16 protein-coding genes and 1 pseudogene are annotated in these 16,574 nt (G+C 69.2%); 15 read left to right on the top strand and 2 right to left on the bottom strand.

All coding sequences use genetic code 11. The features are described 5' to 3' along the window. Positions 1–26: 26 nt before the first annotated feature. From JQX13_RS12215 to JQX13_RS12200, 4 genes are all read left to right on the top strand, one after another. Entirely contained in the window at positions 27–2,144 is a 2,118-nt protein-coding gene (locus tag JQX13_RS12215) for a two-component system sensor histidine kinase NtrB (protein ID WP_203409180.1), read from the top strand. Continuing rightward, positions 2,134–3,504 (top strand): sigma-54-dependent transcriptional regulator, encoded by a 1,371-nt coding sequence (locus JQX13_RS12210; protein ID WP_203409179.1) that lies wholly within the window; start codon positions 2,134–2,136, stop codon positions 3,502–3,504. Before JQX13_RS12215 ends, JQX13_RS12210 begins: the two co-directional genes overlap by 11 nt. 53 nt (positions 3,505–3,557) lie before the next feature. Then, on the top strand, positions 3,558–4,910 hold the full coding sequence (locus JQX13_RS12205; protein WP_203409178.1) for an FG-GAP repeat domain-containing protein: 1,353 nt from the start codon (positions 3,558–3,560) through the stop codon (positions 4,908–4,910). A gap of 93 nt (positions 4,911–5,003) precedes the next feature. Beyond that, positions 5,004–5,348 (top strand): hypothetical protein, encoded by a 345-nt coding sequence (locus tag JQX13_RS12200; protein WP_203409177.1) that lies wholly within the window; start codon positions 5,004–5,006, stop codon positions 5,346–5,348. Here JQX13_RS12200 and JQX13_RS12195 read toward each other — a convergent pair. After that, positions 5,345–6,130 carry an SIR2 family NAD-dependent protein deacylase gene (locus JQX13_RS12195; RefSeq protein WP_203409176.1) on the bottom strand — a complete coding sequence of 262 codons (786 nt, stop codon included), beginning with the start codon at positions 6,128–6,130 and terminating at the stop codon, positions 5,345–5,347. The two genes, JQX13_RS12200 and JQX13_RS12195, sit on opposite strands and share 4 nt — an antisense overlap. Positions 6,131–6,335: 205 nt before the next feature. Between JQX13_RS12195 and JQX13_RS12190 the strand changes: the two genes are divergently transcribed. Further along, on the top strand, positions 6,336–6,551 hold the full coding sequence (locus tag JQX13_RS12190; protein ID WP_203409175.1) for a hypothetical protein: 216 nt from the start codon (positions 6,336–6,338) through the stop codon (positions 6,549–6,551). A gap of 12 nt (positions 6,552–6,563) precedes the next feature. Here JQX13_RS12190 and JQX13_RS12185 read toward each other — a convergent pair whose 3' ends face one another. After that, complete coding sequence (locus tag JQX13_RS12185) at positions 6,564–8,312, bottom strand: hypothetical protein (RefSeq protein ID WP_203409174.1); 1,749 nt, start codon at positions 8,310–8,312, stop codon at positions 6,564–6,566. On the opposite strand from JQX13_RS12185, the gene JQX13_RS12180 reads away from it, so the two are divergent. The 10 genes and pseudogenes from JQX13_RS12180 (at position 8,311) to kdpF (ending at position 16,565) form a co-directional block, all read left to right on the top strand. Next, positions 8,311–8,628 carry a hypothetical protein gene (locus JQX13_RS12180; protein WP_239014712.1) on the top strand — a complete coding sequence of 106 codons (318 nt, stop codon included), beginning with the start codon at positions 8,311–8,313 and terminating at the stop codon, positions 8,626–8,628. The genes JQX13_RS12185 and JQX13_RS12180 overlap by 2 nt on opposite strands. 83 nt (positions 8,629–8,711) lie before the next feature. Next, the gene (locus JQX13_RS12175) at positions 8,712–10,391 is read left to right on the top strand and encodes a right-handed parallel beta-helix repeat-containing protein (RefSeq protein ID WP_203409173.1); all 1,680 of its coding nucleotides are present in this window, start codon (positions 8,712–8,714) and stop codon (positions 10,389–10,391) included. Between the two features lie 299 nt (positions 10,392–10,690). Then, entirely contained in the window at positions 10,691–11,071 is a 381-nt protein-coding gene (locus JQX13_RS12170) for a DNA-binding response regulator (RefSeq protein WP_203409172.1), read from the top strand. Next, positions 11,068–11,613: a DUF6232 family protein gene (locus tag JQX13_RS12165; protein ID WP_203409171.1), complete on the top strand. Its 546-nt coding sequence runs from the start codon at positions 11,068–11,070 to the stop codon at positions 11,611–11,613. The genes JQX13_RS12170 and JQX13_RS12165 overlap by 4 nt, the downstream gene beginning before the upstream one ends. Before the next feature lie 63 nt (positions 11,614–11,676). Beyond that, positions 11,677–13,022: pseudogene (locus JQX13_RS56245) on the top strand (AHH domain-containing protein). Beyond that, a complete protein-coding gene (locus JQX13_RS12155; RefSeq protein WP_239014709.1) occupies positions 13,019–13,597 on the top strand; it encodes an imm11 family protein in 579 nt (192 codons plus the stop codon). Before JQX13_RS56245 ends, JQX13_RS12155 begins: the two are co-directional and overlap by 4 nt. 15 nt (positions 13,598–13,612) lie before the next feature. Continuing rightward, positions 13,613–14,344: a M90 family metallopeptidase gene (locus tag JQX13_RS12150; protein WP_203409170.1), complete on the top strand. Its 732-nt coding sequence runs from the start codon at positions 13,613–13,615 to the stop codon at positions 14,342–14,344. Between the two features lie 225 nt (positions 14,345–14,569). Next, entirely contained in the window at positions 14,570–15,079 is a 510-nt protein-coding gene (locus JQX13_RS12145) for a PTS sugar transporter subunit IIA (RefSeq protein WP_203409169.1), read from the top strand. A 206-nt stretch (positions 15,080–15,285) separates the two neighbouring features. Next, on the top strand, positions 15,286–16,362 hold the full coding sequence (locus JQX13_RS12140) for an outer membrane beta-barrel protein (protein WP_203409168.1): 1,077 nt from the start codon (positions 15,286–15,288) through the stop codon (positions 16,360–16,362). A gap of 113 nt (positions 16,363–16,475) precedes the next feature. After that, positions 16,476–16,565 carry a K(+)-transporting ATPase subunit F gene (kdpF, locus tag JQX13_RS12135; protein ID WP_203409167.1) on the top strand — a complete coding sequence of 30 codons (90 nt, stop codon included), beginning with the start codon at positions 16,476–16,478 and terminating at the stop codon, positions 16,563–16,565. Positions 16,566–16,574 lie beyond the last annotated feature (9 nt).

Raw genomic sequence — 16,574 nt, 5'->3', positions numbered from 1 at the left:
GCGCTACACTGACGCGTCCGACTCCCATGACCCGCAACGCCGTCGCCTCCGTGCTCCTGCTGTGCATCGCGCTCGCGAGCGTGGTGGTGGGCGTGGTGCACCTCATCCGCAGGGATCGCGCGGCGCTGGTGGAGCAGTTCGCCGCGGACCGGAAGGCCCAGGTGGAGGCCGCGGCGCGCGAGGTCGCCGATGCGCTCGACGACGCGGCCGATGACCTGCGCTTCGCCGGTGAGCTGCTCTCCCGTCCCGGCTCCATCACCGAGCACCGGCGCGAGCTGCTCGCCCTCCTGGAGGTGGTGGGGCAGTACAAGGCCATCCTCGTCCTGGACTCGGAGGGGGCGCAGCGCTTCGCCATCATGGACCGGCGCGCGGGGCCGGCCGTCACCCGGGGGGCCGTGGGCACCGTCCTCACGGAGACGGCGCGCGAGGCGCTCACCCGGACGCCTGGAGACATCCTCACCTCGCCCCCGGTGGCCGCCGCGCCCGGCGGCTGGTCCCGCGTCTTCGCCACCGCCTATGCGCCCTCCGAGGACGGGCCCGGCGGCGCGGTCGCGGTGCTGGTGGACACCGAGCCCTTCTTCGCGCCCCTGAAGCTCATCGCCACGGAGCCCGAGGCGAAGCTGCTGCTCATCGGCGCGCACGGCGTGCCCACTCCGGCGAGCGACACCACCCTCATCGACTGGTACAAGCGGTTGGAGGCCGAGGCGGGCCGCGTCCCCTCCTTCGCCGAGCTGGTGCGGCACATGCGCGCGGGCGAGCACGGCACGGTCCGCATCCCCGAGGGCGAGGCCGCGTGGCTGGGCCTGGGCGCGGCCGATGCCATCGCCGCCTATACCCCCATCCGCATGCGCGGTGGCGTCCACTGGGCCGTGGCCACGCTCGCCACCACCGAGGAGCTGCGCGCCCACGAGCGCGGCGTCATCCTCCGCGTGGCCCCCGGCGCCATCCTGGTGACCTTCTTCCTCGTCGTCTTCGGCGCCTACGTCATCGTCGCCTCGCGCCGCGCCGTCGCGCTGCAGGAGAGCCGCCGCCACGCGGACCGGCTGGCCCACCTGCACGAGAAGACGCAGAAGATCCTCGACAACATCCCCACGGGCGTCCTCGCGCTCTCCGCCACCGGACACATCACCGCCGTCAACCAGGCACTGCGCGAGCGGCTGCCTCCCACCGCCGTGGGCGCCTCGCTCCCCGAGGCCTTCCCCCACGCGCCCGCCGCCGTGGTGGACAGACTCACCTCGCTGGTGGAGGGCGCCTGCTCCGCCGAGCGCGTCCTCAGCCTGCATGGCGAGCCGCTGCCCCTCTTCGGGGAGGAGGGCCAGTACCGCATCCACGCCGTGCCCCTGGAGCGGCTGGACGCCGAGGTGCGCGTGCTGCTCGTGGTGGAGGACCTGAGCAACGTGCATGCGCTCGAGTCGCAGCTCTTGCGCGCGGAGAAGCTGGCCACGGTGGGCATCCTCGCCGCGGGCATCGCGCATGAGATTGGCACCCCGCTGGGCGTGGTGCGAGGCCGGGCCGAGTACGTGCTGGGCAAGCTGGGCGCGCAGCACCCTCAGGCCACGGGCGTGCAGGTCATCATCGAGCAGATAGACCGGGTGAGCCGCACCATCCGCCAGCTGCTGGATTTCTCGCGGGTGCAGCCGGCGCCGGTGCGGGGCGTGGCGCTGGGGCCGCTGCTGCTGGGCGCGCAGGAGCTGCTGCACGGCGAGGCCGAGCGGCGCAAGGTGAAGGTGGAGGTGGACGTGCCCGAGGGGCTGCCACCGCTGTCGGCGGATCCGGATCAGCTGCAGCAGGTGGTGCTCAACCTGGCCCTCAACGCGTGTGACGCGTGCGAGCCGGGGGGCACGGTGCGGCTCGGGGCCCACGTGGAGGCGCCGGGCGAGCCGGGGGCGTGGAGCGGGGTGCGGGTGACGGTGCGGGACGACGGGTGCGGCATTCCACCGGAGAGCCTCAACCGCGTCTTCGATCCGTTCTTCACCACGAAGAAGCGCGGCCAGGGCACGGGGTTGGGCCTGACGGTGGTGGCTCAAATCGTGCGCAACCACGGGGGCCGCATCGAGCTGGAGAGCGAGCCCGGCCAGGGCACGTGTGTCACGCTGTGGTGGCCCGCCACGCCCCTGCAGAGCGAGGAGCGACATGCCGTCTGAGGGACGAGTGCTGGTGGTGGATGACCACGTGGAGATGGCGCGGCTCTTGGCCGACTATCTCTCGGACGCGGGCTACACGGTGGACGTGGCCACCAGCGGGCAGGAGGCGCTCGCCGTGGTGCGAGGGCGCGTGCTGGACGCGGTGGTGTGCGACCTGCGCATGGAGCAGGTGGACGGCTTCGACGTGCTGGCGGCGGTGCGCGAGGTGGACCCCGCGCTGCCCGTGCTCATCATGACGGCCTTCGGCGGGGTGGAGAACGCGGTGGAGGCCATGCGGCGCGGCGCCACGCACTACTTCACCAAGCCCTTCCGCCTGGACGAGGTGCTGCTGTACGTGCAGCGCGCCATCGCCGAGCGGCGGCTGCGCGAGGAGAACCGGGCCCTGCGTCAGGCGGTGGGGGACCGCTCCGCCTTCGCGGCGTTGATCGGCCGCAGCGCGCCGATGCGCACCCTGTACGAACTCATCGAGCGCGTGGCGCACTCCCCCGCGCCGGTGCTGGTGCGCGGCGAGAGCGGCTCGGGCAAGGAGCTCGTCGCCCGCGCGCTGCACTTCGAGGGCCCTCGCAAGGCCGGCCCCTTCGTGGCGGTGAACTGCACGGCCATCCCCAACGCGCTGCTGGAGAGCGAGCTGTTCGGCCACGTGAAGGGCAGCTTCACCGGCGCCACCACGCCCCGGCGCGGCCTCTTCCTGGAGGCGGACGGGGGCACGCTCTTCCTCGACGAGATTGGCGACATGGCGCCCGAGCTCCAGGCCAAGCTGCTGCGCGTGCTGGAGGACGGCGAGGTGCGCGCGGTGGGCGCGGATGCCTCGCGCAAGGTGGACGTGCGCGTGGTGGCCGCCACGCACCAGGAGTTGGAGGCGCGCGTGCGCGAGGGGAGGTTCCGCCAGGATCTCTTCTACCGGCTCAACGTGGTGCCGCTCCTCGTTCCGCCCCTGCGCGAGCGGCGCGAGGACATCCCCCTCCTGGTGGAGCACTTCGTCGCCCAGTCGCGCAAGCGCAACCCCCGCGCGCGCCTCACCGGCTTCACCCCCGAGGCCCTCGCCGCGCTCGCCGCCGCTCCGTGGCCCGGCAACGTGCGCGAGCTGGAGAACCTCGTCGAGCGGCTCGCCGTCGTCACCGTGCAGGAGTCGGTGGACCTGCCCACGCTCCAGCTCCACGCGCCCGGTGTGACGGTGGAAGCCCATCCCCTGTCACGCGCCCAGGCGCGGATGATTCCGCTGCGACAGCTCGAGGGCGAGTACATCGCGTACGTGGTGGCGCAATGCGGTGGCAACAAGACCAGGGCAGCGGAAATCCTGGGCATTGACGTTTCCACCATCCACCGCCGGGAGCGTGAGCGGAGCGGAAACAGCGCGTAGTCGCACGCGCGGTGGTAACACTCCGGGCCTCTCTTCTTCACTGGAGGCCCGACGTGTCACTGCCCGGAGACGCCACATCTCGAACCCTCATGTGCGTGCTGAGTGCGTTGCTCGTGCTGGCGAGCGCCGCGTGTGAGCCGGAGCGGAGGCCTCCACCCGATGGGGACGTCGGCGGCCTGCCGCCGGGCAAGAATCCCAACAACAATTCGGACGGGGGCACGCCGCCGGACGGCGGGCTCGTGATCCCCAGCGACGGCTCCTCCTTCGCGGCGAAGCCCTCGTGCGAGAGCGGCGCGACATGCGAGGGAGCCTGCCCGGATGGCAGCACCCGCTGCGCGGGCAACTGTGGCTTCCTGGCCCCCGTGGAGTACCCGTTTGCCGGGGACCCGAAGGCCATCGCCATCGGAGATCTCAACGGTGACGGCCGGAGCGACATCGTCACGGCGAACAACGATGGCAGGGCAGTGGCCGTCCTGCTCAACCAGGGCGGGGGCCGCTTCCAGAAGCCCAGCTTGTGGACGGCCGGCAAGGATCCCTCGGCCGTGGCGCTCGTGGACCTCGACGGGGACAAGAACCTGGAGGTGCTCGTCGCCAACAGTGGGGACTCGAACCTCGCGGTGTACCGGGGCAAGGGCAATGCCTCCTTCCAGGCGCCGGTCACCCAGGCGGCGGGAGGCCTGAACCTCGATGACCTGGCGGTCGCGGACTTCGGCGCCGGGAGCAGGAGCGTCGCCCTCGTCCGTGGCTCCGCGGGCAAGCTCTCCCTGTTCCATGTGAAGGACGATGGCTCGTTGAGCACGGCGGTGGACTACCCCGCGCCCTCGAACCCCTCCGCCATGGCGGTCGCGGACTTCGATGGAAATGGCTCGCTGGACATCGCCGTCTCCCACCCGTCCAACTGTAGCGAGCCGACGAACAAGGACTGCCAGTCGGTGGGCGTGCTGTTGAACAACGGGGATGGCACGTTCCAGGAGCAGCGCCTCACGTCCACGGGTGGCTCGCCGCGCGCCCTCCTGGCGGCACAGCTCGACACCGGTTCGGCGATGGACCTGGTGGTCGCCGATGGGAGCAACAATCGGGTGCTTGTCTTCAGCGGAAGGAATGATGGTTCCTTCTACGAGCCGGTCGCGTACGCCGTGGGCAAGGCGCCCTCGCGGATGGTGATGGCGGACATCAATCGGGACTTCTTGCCGGACCTGCTCGTCGCGAGTGCCACGGGCAACGAGGTGAGCCTGTTGCTCGGCCAGGCGGGTGGCACCTTCGCACCGCAGGTGCCCATCACCGCCTGGCCCCAGGACACGGGACTCCAGGGTCTGGCCGTGTCGGACTTCGATGGGGACAGAGCACAGGATCTGGCCGTGCTCACCCGCAGCGGCATCCAGATGGTGTGGGGCATCTGCCATTAGTCCCACGTTCGGCGGCGCGTGGGCTGTCCGGGGGGAGTCGCTTCGGTTAGCCTCGTGGGCCGAGTTCGTCGTCCATGAGAATGGGGGGCCGCCATGGGATTTCTCTCGCGGCTGTTCGGGAAGAACGAAGCAGTTGCGAAGGGAGCGCCCATGGCCGTGCCCCGGGAAGCACCGGGGCACATTCCCGTGGCGGCCGTGTCGGAGGAGTACGCGTGGCTCCGGGACAGCCCCTGCGCGTGTGGCGGCGCGTGGTCCCTGGTGCGGCAGACGAGGGGCTCCAGCCCGGGTCTGCCCGAGCACCTGAAGTTGGACAGGCTGCAGGTGATTTGTAACGACTGCGGCCGGGAGTCCGTCTTCCTCTTCCAGGTGGACACCCACTCGCCGCAGTACCTCGAGGAGCAGCAGGAGCGGGTGAAAGGTCTCTTCGACGAGCCTTAATGGGTGCCGGAGGGATGGGTGTCCGTACCGAGCAGCTCCTTCACGCGCTCGACCACCGGGGGCAGCACCTCGCCGATTCCTGCCTCGATGCGCAGGTGGGCCAGCTCGTCGAAGGGCGTCTCGCCCCGGTTGAGGAGGATGAGCCGGGCCCCCATCTCCAGCGCCACGCGCGGCATCTCGTTGGCGGGTGACACCACCAGCGACGAGCCGATGGCGAAGAACACGTCACACCGCTCGGACTCCGCGAGGGACTTCTCTATCTCCCGCGCGGGCAGCGGATCCCCGAAGTTCACCACCGAGGAGATGATGCGGCCCTTGCACGCGGGGCAGTGCGGTTGTCCCTTCAGGGGGCGCTGGGTGCGGTAGCCCTCGCCCCATACGCGCCGGTCCCAGCCCACCTGCTCGAGGGTGTAGCGGCCGTCACAGGCCAGGCAGCGCATCTGCTTCCCGTTGCCGTGCAGCTCCGCGAGCTTGTCGAGCGGGAAGCCGGACTCCAGGTGGAGGTTGTCCACGTTCTGCGAGATGAGGAAGCGCAGCTTGCCCAGGCGCTCCAACTCGACGAGCGAGTGGTGCGCGACATTGGGCCGGATCTGCGAGGCGGGCTTGCCCCACTTGGGAGGAGGCAGGCCGGCATCGCGGCGGGTCCAGACGCCATCGGGGCCGCGGAAGTCGGGCAGGCCCGAGTCGGTGCTGATGCCAGCGCCGGTGAAGGCCACCAGGTGCTGGCTGGCGGCGATCCACTCGGCGGCTTTTTCAATCTGTCGATTCAGGTGGACGCTCATGGTCTTTCCTCGCTGGCCAGCGAAAAAGGCCAGACAGGTGGCAACCCACGAGGTCGGCCGGAGCATCCCGCGCCGAGGCCTTCGACTGCCAGGGCTCTGGCCGGACGGGCGTCTCCGGGTCCGGGTTGTCCCTCCCCGCCGTGGGGCTGACCTTTGTCCGAGGTGAATCGGCTCCATCCCAGGAGCCCTGGCGGAGGAACGACACATGGCGGATCCACGGAATGAATCCGGAAGTGGCGGCATGGGGCAGGGCCCGGAGCCGGGCTCTGGCGAGAAGCGCGAGGGCGCGAGCGAGAGCTCCAGTGAGCGGAGCGGCCTGCCCGAGCACCGGGACATGAGCGTGCGGCGTGACCTGGGCGAGGGAGACAAGGACAACCTCACCGAGCGTCTCGGCACGCCCACCGAGTCGTCGACGGAGTGAGCCCCATGCAGCTCAGAGGAGGAGGCGCTCGCCAACGGGCGGTGGGGTGAAGCGGCGGAGCGCGTCGTCCTTCCAGTGGAGGAAGACGAACGAGGAGTCCTCGAGCGGCTTGTCGAACGTGAAGCCGAGCCGCGTGGGGCCCTCGTCATCCGCGTCCAGCACCGTCACCGTCATGCCCGTCAACGCCACCCGCGCTCCCTTGGGTAGCGGATGGCTCCTGCCGCGGAAGACGATCTCGAACTCGTTGGTGAAGAAGTGGCCCCGGGTGAGCGAGAGCTCGAAGGAGGCCGGCCCCGTGCGGGTGAATGCGTGCGGCTCCGAGGACAGGGACAGCTGCCTCCAGGCGAGCGGCTTCGGCATGCCACGCGCGCCCATCATCATGGGCCCATAGAGACCGATGGCTGGATTCGGTATCGGGAAGAGCACCACGCGCTGCCCGGGGAGCCGTTGGTAGTCCAGCTCCTGCTCCAGGGTCTGGAGGATCGACTCCGTCTGCTTCCCCGCCTGCAGGAGGCCGAAGGTCATCAGCAGCCAGAGGAGCGGCGCCACCACGAGGTGCGTGAACGCGAGCACGCCGGCTCCCACCGCCACGCCCCGGGAACGCTCGCCGCGCGCCCGCGAGCGCCATGCGGACACGAGCACCACCGCCACGGCCACCGCGCCACCGAACCCCGGGACGAGCAGCAGGCGGCTGGCGGGAAAGACGGAGGCCACCGGCAGCAGAGCCAGCGCCGAGCCGAGGAAGAGCCAGCGGCAGTGCCGGCGCTCGTCCTCGGTGAGGGACGGCCACGCCGCGCGGAGCAACAGCGTGAGCAGGCCGAGCCCGAGCAGCCCCACGCCCACCAGCACGGCCCGGAAGGGCGGGCCCGCCACCCAGAGCTCCGGGGGCACATGCAGCAGCAGGCCACCGAGCAGCGTTGGCACCCGCGCCATCGCCCCCACCAGGAAGCGTCCGGGCTCGCCCACCGGGTCCAGGTAGGAGCCGGAGCCGTAGGCGCCGAACTCGCGCAGCTTGTACATCACGAGGTAGGCGAGCCCGAGCAGCGCCGCCGGGGCGATGGCGCGCAGCCGCTCCTTCACGCCGCCCCGGTCTCCGAGCAGCTCGTAGGCCAGCACGTACGCGAAGACACCCATCGCGCTCTCTCCGCCCAGCAGGCCCACGGCGAGCCCACCCAGGGACAGGGGCAGGGCCCACGGCCGGCGTGCCTCGCGCCACTCGAGGTGCATCCACAGGCCGAACAGCGCGGGCACGGCGGCCACCATCGCGTTGCGGTTGGCGAGCCACCCCACGGTCATGCAGTGCGCCCCGTTGATGGCGAAGAGGAACAGCGCGAGCGCCCCGATGGTGCCCGGCAGCAAGCGCCGCAGCAGCGTGCCGAGGAGCGCCACCGTTCCCAGGTACCAGGCCAGCGAGTGCAGGTGCCAGGCCACGGCGTTGCGGCCGAAGAGGTTGTAGTCCATCACCGTGAGCGCGCTCGACAGGGGGCGCCAGAAGGCGAGCCGCAGCTCGGGCAGTGTCCACCAGGGGTAGGGGCCCTCGTTGATGATCCGCCGCATGCGCTCGAGGTCACCGCCCGCGAAGCGGAACAGGTCGTAGCGCGAGCCCATGGCGGGCTGGCCCTCGAGGATGAGCAGGTGGCCGAAGTCATCGCTGAAGAAGCCGAGCCACACGGTGGGCAGGGAGAGCACCAGCGCGGCCAGCAGGGAGAGCCAGAGGACGCGTGGGAAGGTGAGCCACCGGCCCCGGGAAGGAGTGTCCATGCGTCTCATCTTGCCCGGTTCGTCAGCTTCGCCGAGAGCTGGTGCGGCTGCTCGCGGACCGGGGGTCCACCGCATCTGGAGCCGCTTCGACGCCACCTCCACCCACTTCTACCGCTACGCGAAGTACGTGCAGGACGCCAAGGTCATCCTGGACGTGTTCGTGAGGCACGTCCCCGTGGAGCCAGCCACGCTGCTCACCTTCTACGGAGACATCCACAGCACGGATGGCTGCGTGTCCGTCCTGGCCGCCCGGCAGCTGCTGGCCCGGGGGGTGAGCCCCATCGGGCGTCCAGAGCTGGTCACTCGTGCCCGCTGAGCCGGGGCTCCGGGTTTGTGGAGGGCGAGGACCCACCGGTATGTTGACTCCTGTTTCAAGCATGGAATGGGAGTCGCGTGACCATGAACCGAGCGGATGCGAAGCACCTGGCCCTCCTCGTCGTGAGCCTGTCGCTGGGGGTGGTGGGCTGTAGTGAGGAAGGCGCTCTACCCGTCACCTATACGCCGCCTGCGCCACCTCCCTCCCTCCAGGCTGTCTCCGCGTCGCCCGAGTCCGTGGGGCCCGGGGAACTGCTGCTCCTGAAGGCCACCGCCAATGCCCCGCACGGTGCCTTGTCCTTCTCTTGGTCCACGACCACGGGCTTCGTGCGCGCGCCGGAGAGTGACGCCGACTCCAGCAACACCGTCTGGATGTCTCCGTCCTGCCTGCCGACCGATGTGACCCCCACGGTGACGGTGACGGTCTCCGATGACCTGGGGCGCAGCGCCTCGCACTCCTTCCCGGTCAAATGGACGGGCCCTGCCTGTACGCGGCCCCTGTGTGCCTTCTCGCTCGAGAAGGAGCGTCTCGCGGCGGTGGCTGACTGCACCACGGACTCCACGCTGTTCATCCCGGACGCCTACACCTTCGATGGCCAGGGCCACTCCGTCACGGCGGTGGACCCTCCAGGCGGCCACTTCACCGGTGCCATCATCCGAAACCGGGGGAGCACCGCGCGCGTGCGCGGCGTGACCGTCTCCGCGAGCGGATTGAGGGACATCTGTGAGGGAGATGTGGCGAGGAGGCTGCGTGGCATCTTGATCGAAGGCGCCTCGGGAGAAGTCGCCGACAGCAGGCTGGGTGGTCTCTCCAGGGGCGATGGGAAGAGCGGCTGCCAGGAAGGTTTTGGCATCGAGGTACGCAATGATGACGCGAGCCGTGGCTCGTTCCAGGTGGACGTGCTGCGCAACCACGTTTCCGGGTACCAGAAGGTCGGCATCCTGGCGACTGGCGCCGTGGATGTGACGATCGACGGCAACACGGTGGATGGCGGGGGGGCGGTCGACTACATCGCTCGCAACGGCATCCAGATTGGCAATGGGGCCAGGGCACGGGTGACGAAGAACAAGGTCTCCGGGAATGCCTATACCGACACCCGCATCACCGTGGGCTCGGGTGTCCTGGTCAGAGTCGATGAAGGCAAGCCCCTGGTGACCGGGCTCGTCATCGAGGGTAACACCTTCATCGACAACGACGTTGGGATCTATCTCGCGCAGGACGTGGGAAACCCCATCGAATTGCCGGAGCGCGCGCGAATCGCCGATAACAGGCTCGAGAACAGCGAGGAGCCTCTTCCGACGGGGTATCAGGCCGCCATCACGGACTACTACGGGACGGGGAGCATCATCACCTCGAATGACATCAAGGGGATGGGTTACGACCCGGAGACGGTGCCCGATGTCACCTTCGCCGTGGATGTGTACACCACGCTGCCGGTGTCGAAGCTCTCGTTCCTCACGTCCTCATACGACATCGCGACCGGCGCCTGCTCTGGCAAGGTCACCGTGCAGAGCCAAGACGATCATGGCAACCTCGTGCCCTCGTCGGGGTCGTTCACCCTGGAGGCCGACGGGCCAGCGGCTTCTGGCGTCACCTTCCATGCCGACCCGGGTTGCTCCGGTGCAGCCATCTCCTCCGTGGACCTCTCCAATCCGCAGGCGGAGGCGATTTTCTATTTCAAGTCCTCACGGCCGGGCACGGTGACGGTGCGGGTGTCCGGCGGAGGCCTGGTCCCGGCCTCTCAGGACCAGATCATCCACTGAGCGAACTGAAGTCAGCCCTCTCCGGGGAGACCTCCTGCGCCAGGGACTCCGCGGCTCGTGCGGAGCCACGGCCTCGTATGCGCTGACCTCCGGCCGCGCTTTTCACGGACCTGTCCGACAGTCGGACAAGTGGCGGAGGTCCGTGCCCGGAGGGGCTCCGGGTCTGGCGTCATGCGGGCCCCGTGGCAATCCGCCAGGGCGGTCTTGCAGGCTGCCACGTCTCGCCGCGGTGCGTCGGAGCGCTCCCGAGGGAGAGGCTACGGGCATGTGGCTTGCTGATGCATGGGGGCGGAGCCTCCATGCACCCCTCCTTGCCGTGCTGCGTCATCCTCGCGCCGGATGCGGACGAGTCGCTGCGGTCGCTGTTGAGCGACGTGCTGAGCGACATGGGCATCGCCTTGCGTCCCTGGGGCGGTGCGGAGCGGCCGGACGTGGTGCTCGCGCTGGTGCAGCGCGAGGACAGTGTGTCGCGGGTGCTGGAGGTCGCGGGGAATGAGGCGGGCCCGGCCCCTGTCTTCGCATTGCTGCCCTTCGAGGACGAGCGGTTGCGGCGCCTGGCCATGAGCCTGGGCGCGCAGGGCTGCTACGCGCTGGGCACGCCGCTGGAGTCGTTGAAGGGGCTGCTGCGGAACGTGGCGGACGCATGGCGTACGCGGGGTGAACGCGGGGAGGCACGATGATGGAGCGGGAGACCGGGCTGGTGGCGCAGTCGCGTGCGAGGCCCGTGTTGAGATTGGTTCCCGCCCTGGCGCCGGAGCCACTCACCCCCTCGGGCGAGCGGGTGCTGGTGTCGGCCGAGGGCTTCCGGCTCACCAGTGAGCGGCTGGAGGCGGCGGGTCGCTCGTGGCGTCTGGAGGAGCTGCGCGGTTTCGGCACGCGGCACGAGGCTCCGGGTCTCAAGCTGCCGTTGTCGCTCGGCGCGGGGGCGGCGCTGGTGGTGCCAGCGCTGCTGCTGCAGCCGGGCTCGTTCCGGGTGACGGCCGCGCTCGCGGTGGCCACGGTGCTCGTCTTCTCCTCCATCGCTCGGCTGGTGATGGCGGCGGACACCTACTGGCTCACCGTGCGCACCGCCGAGGGCGAGCGCCTGGTGCTGTGCAGCCATGATCATCAGCTTTTCGCCCGGGTGGTGGAGGCGCTCGGCGAGGTCCTCTCGCCTCCCGAGCCCAGGCCCGTGACACCCGAGCCTGGAATGGCGGTTCGCCGGCTGGCCCTGGTGCGCTGAGGTTTCCCTCCCAGGGAAGAGCGCGCTTCTCCGGGCAGGAGTAGGGGAGTAGGGTGGAACGACATGACCGCGCATGTCGTGCTCTTCTCTCTCTCTGTGCTGTGGGTGGCTCTTCCGTCCCGAGCAGCCCCGTACGACCTTCCGGCGCTGGAGGCCGTGAAGGTGAGCGAGCACCCTGGTCCCGGTGAGGGCCGAGCGCTCACGCTTACGTTCAAGCGCCTCCCGCCGGAGCCGATCCTGGCCCGGCTCACCGTCGAGGAGGCACGAGCCTTCGTGGCGGAGCTGGAGGCGGCATTCGAGGCGCCGCGAGCAGGGCCTCGTCATCTGACAAGAAGCTCGGCATGTGGCGTGATCGCGAGCACCGCGCTCTGTCCACCGGCGAAGACGCAGGCTTCGGACCTGGAGCGCAGGCTGCGTGCGAGCCATGAGGAGATTTTCGGAGTCGCCTCGCTGCCACTGTCCGGCTCGCTGGAGGACAGCCGGTGGTTCCTGGCACTCAAGCTTTCGCCCCGCTACATGGGCGAGGGGGTGCGCGAGGCTGCGATGGAACTGTTTGGCTCGCCCACGGTCGCGTACTCCGTGGCCTTGTCCATGATGCTCTACATGATGGCTTGGGCCGCGCCGGAGCCCGTCTTCTCCAAGGCGTTGGCCGCGGCGGTCACCCTCGGGCTGATGATGACCTACACGACGGCGGAGCTCTACGCCGTGGGGATGGTCTGTCTGACGCTGTACCGGGAGGCGGAAGCCGCGAGGACCCAGGAGCAATTGGATGCGGTGGCCGAACGATTCGGGAAGGCGATGGGGGAGTAGGGCTACGGGTGTTGGTGACGGTGGCGGGGGCGAAGCTGGCCAGGGGACTGCCCGAGGTGCCCAAGGGAGGCATGTGGGCGCGCCTCTCTCCGCCACGCTTCGTCCTGGCGGGAGGTGTGATGGTGGGGGCGAGGGCCCGTGCGCAGGTGAGCGTTGCCAATGGCACGGTGGTGCTCATGGGCGTGTCGGCAGGTACGACGGGCGCCGCAGTGGCCTCGGCGGGAGCCTCGGCCCGGACGACGGGCGCCTGCCGGGATGCTTCGGACAAGGGCGACGCCAAGGGACACCACATCGCCACCGACAAGAACGATGTCTCCGATGCCAGCGGCGGTCCGTGGACCCCACGGTTCAAGGACCTTTTCGACCGAGCGGGGATGGGCCTCGATGAGCCCGCGAACATCGTTTATCTCATCGGTCATGTGGGGCCTCATCCCGAGGAGTACCATCTGAAGGTCTACGAGCGGCTCCAGCTCGCGTTGGGTCAATGCGGGACGAAAGCGGAATGCCGGAGCAGGCTCGTGGCGGAACTCGACAAGCTCGCGGCCGATATCTGCAAACCCGGTTCGAGGCTCAACAAGCTCGCGACGAGAAAACCATGAGTGCTCGAAACAGGTATTTCGCGCTGCGGGATGACATGCGCATTCCCGGCCGCTGGCATCTGAGGAGCCCTGTTGATGCGCAGGGGCAGTTGATCGAGCCCTGGCCATTCACGGAGGGGCTCGCTCTCGATACGAAGAGGGTGATTCATTTCCCCGTGAATCCATCTGGCTCCGCGCTCGATTTCACCCTGGCTTCTTTTTCGATTCCTGTCGTCAACGGCCGGGTCGCCTCTCTTCTCGAGCAGTTGGGGTTGGTGTCGTCTGAGGTGCAGCTCATTCCGGCTGTGGTGGAGGGGCAGTCGGAGCCCTATTTCGTTCTCAATACCCTGCAAGTCATCCGCAGCATCGACGATGCCCGTTGCGAAGAGGTGCTGTACTGGCTTCCGGAGGACAATCGCCCGGACAAGGAAGGCCAGTACAGGGATGTCAGTGGCTTGAAGGTGGACCCGGAGAAGATAGGAGACGCCAACGTCTTCCGTCCTTGGGGCTGGACGGTCGTCCTCATCGTCTCCGAGCGCGTCAAGCTGGCCATGGAGAGAGAGGGGCTCACCGGTCCCAGGTTCGTCGAGGTCTGAGCTACCCTCGCGTTCATGTCCGGCCTCTTCCGCACCCTGCGCCGCCGCCGTCTGCTGCGCCGCCCGTTCCCTCCCGAGTGGCTCGGCTACCTGGAGCAACGCGTCCCCTTCTTCCGGGAGCTCGCGCCTCCCCAGCGCGAGCGCTTCCTCGAGCAACTCAAGGTCTTCGCCTGGGAAAAGGAGTTCATCGGCGCCGGCGGCTTCTCCATCACCGACGAGGTGCGCGCGGTCGTGTCGGCCACGGCCGTACGTCTGGTGCTGTACCTGGACCTCTCCTATTACGACCGGCTCCGCGAGGTCATCGTCTACCCGGATGCCTTCCGGATTCCGGACCGCACCGGCGTGGTGCTCGGCGAGGCGAAGAACTGGGGCACCGTCATCCTCTCGTGGCAGTCGGTGCTGGCGGGGCTGCGCAACCCCCATGATGGCCACTCCACCGCCACGCACGAGTTCGCCCACGTGCTGGACCGGGAGGATGGCGCCTTCGACGGCACGCCCCAGCTGCGCCGCTACTCGCACTACCGAGCGTGGGCCTCGGTCATGGGCGAGCACTTCCTCAAGTTGCGCCAGGGCCGGAGTCTCGAACGTCAGGTGCTGGACGACTATGGCGCCCTCAACGAAGCCGAGTTCTTCGCCGTGGCCACCGAGTCCTTCTTCGAGAAGCCCCTCCAGATGCGCGAGAAGACGCCCGCCCTCTACGAGGAGCTGCGGCGCTTCTACGGTGGGGATCCCACGCCCGGAATGTAGGGGCACAAACGAGAGAACGGGCCGCTCGGGTTTCTGCTCGCTTCGGGGCCGTGCGGGTGCGCCAGCGGACAGCGGGACGAGGCGGGACGTCTCCTCGGAACGAGTGGGGGTTGCCGATGCGTCACTTCATTCCGAGCATGTGCTGGAGAGCGCTCGATGGGGGGTTCTCTGTTTCGAGCCGCTCGCGCATCGCGTCGCATGGCGTGCTCTCCTGGGAGGTGTGAGATGCGCTTCACCGATTACCTGTCGGAGGACTGCATCTGTCCGGACCTGAGGGTCCAGGACAAGGCGGGGGTGTTGCACGAGCTGGCCGGAATGCTGGCGGCGAGGACGAGAGCCCCGCGGCAGATGCTCGAGGAGCAGCTCGTGGCCCGGGAGCGCATCTCCAGTACGGCCATCGGTGAGGGCGTGGCCATTCCCCACTGCCGGTTCGACCGGTTGCGGCAGATCACCGCCTGTGTCGCCGTGGACCCCGAGGGGGTGGACTTCGACGCCCGGGATGGCAGGCCGGTGCGGCTCTTCGTGACGCTCGCCTCGCCGACGCATGCGCCGGGTACGCACCTCAGCGTGCTCGCGCGCATCGCGGCGCTGCTGAGGGATGCCCGGCTGCGGCAGGCGCTGGTGGAGGCCGGCTCTCCCGCCGCCATCCGCGCGCTCCTGGTGCGGGCCGAGGATGACTACCTGGCCAGCCAGTTCCCCCGTCACGACGTCAGCCAGCACGCCAGTGGCCTCTGAGGGGTGGCTCCTCCGCTCGCGCCTGTTTCCTTACCCTCCCTCCGTGGGAGCGCGGCCGTCTTTCAGGACGCAGGGTGAGGTGGGGGGTCATCGTGCAGGTTGCAACCGCGAGGGGAGACCCTGACGCGTAACCCCTCGGAATTCGAAGAGGTGGCGGGCCCGGGTCCTGGTACAGCGGGTGCTCTAGCGAAGGGGACGAGGTGCTCATGTCCCTTCTCGCGCTTCCCTGCTTGCTCTCTTTCGCGCTGCTTGGCCAGTCCGAGCCGCCCGCGCCGCAGTCCTCTGCGCTCGAGTCGCTCGTCTCGCGGCTGAAGCCCGAGGGCGGAGTCGACGTCTACTACGGCTACAACTTCAACCGGCCGGCGGACGGAGCCCACTTCATCCCCGGCACGGGGACCACGGCCAAACGCGACAACGCGCTCTCCCTGAACCTCGCCAGCCTGGGCGTGAGCCTGGAGCCGGCGCCGGTGGGCCTGCGCGTGCTGGTGGGCATTGGCACCGCGATGGAGGTGGTGCACGGCGCCGAGCCGGAGGGGACGGCGATCGGGCCCCAGGTGTGGCGCTTCCTCCAGCAGGCCTCGCTGTCCTACGCGCACGGGTCACTCACGCTGGAGGCCGGCGTGTACCCGAGCCACATAGGCCTCGAGTCCTTTCAATCCCAACTCAACTGGACGTACACGCGCTCGTGGATGGGCGAGCTGTCGCCCTATTACCAAACGGGTCTCAAGGGCACCTGGACGTTCTCCGATGCCTGGAGCGCGCAGCTCCACTTGCTCAATGGCTGGCAGACCATTGGCGAGAACAACCGGGGCAAGGCGCTGGGCACGCAGGTGGCCTACGCGGGTGAGCGGCTCTCCGCTGCCTTCAATACCTTCATCGGAGAGGAGGGCTCGGAAGACGCCACGGGCTTGCGCCTCTTCGGCGATGTGGTGGCCACCTATCAGGTGACGGACTCTGTCCGTGTCTCGGGCACGGCGGACGTGGGCACCCAGCGGCGCCCCGGGCAGGACGCGGCCCTCTGGTACGGCGTGGGCCTCAACGCTCGCGTGCAGGTGGCTCCTCCCGTGGCGGTGGTCGCGCGCGCGGAGCTCTTCGATGACCGGGAGGGCCTCATCTCCGGCACGGCCCAGCGGCTCGTGGCGGGCACCTTCACCCTGGAGGTGCGGCCCGCGGAGCACCTCGTCCTCAAGCTGGAGGCGAGGCACGACCGCTCCACCGTGGATGTCTTTGGCCCGTATCGCGACCAGACCCTCGTGGTGGGTGGCGCCACCGCCTTCTTCTAACCCGGAGCAACCCTCGCATGGACCTCGTCCTCGTACTCGTCACCGTCGGTTTCTTCGCGCTCGCGTGGGCCTACACCCACGGCAGCGAGCACCTCTGAAAGGCAAGCCGTCCCATGAGCTTCGAATACGTCGCCGGCGCCGCGCTCGCGGTGCTGCTCACCGTCTACCTCGTCTACGCCCTGCTGCGGCCAGAGCGCTTCTAGGGGCCTCGC

The sequence above is a fragment of the Archangium violaceum genome (assembly GCF_016859125.1).
GTDB classification, from domain to species: Bacteria; Myxococcota; Myxococcia; order Myxococcales; family Myxococcaceae; genus Archangium; species Archangium violaceum_A.
The sequence above is the reverse complement of the archived record's forward strand: the minus strand, read 5'-3'. Positions and strand labels throughout refer to the sequence as shown.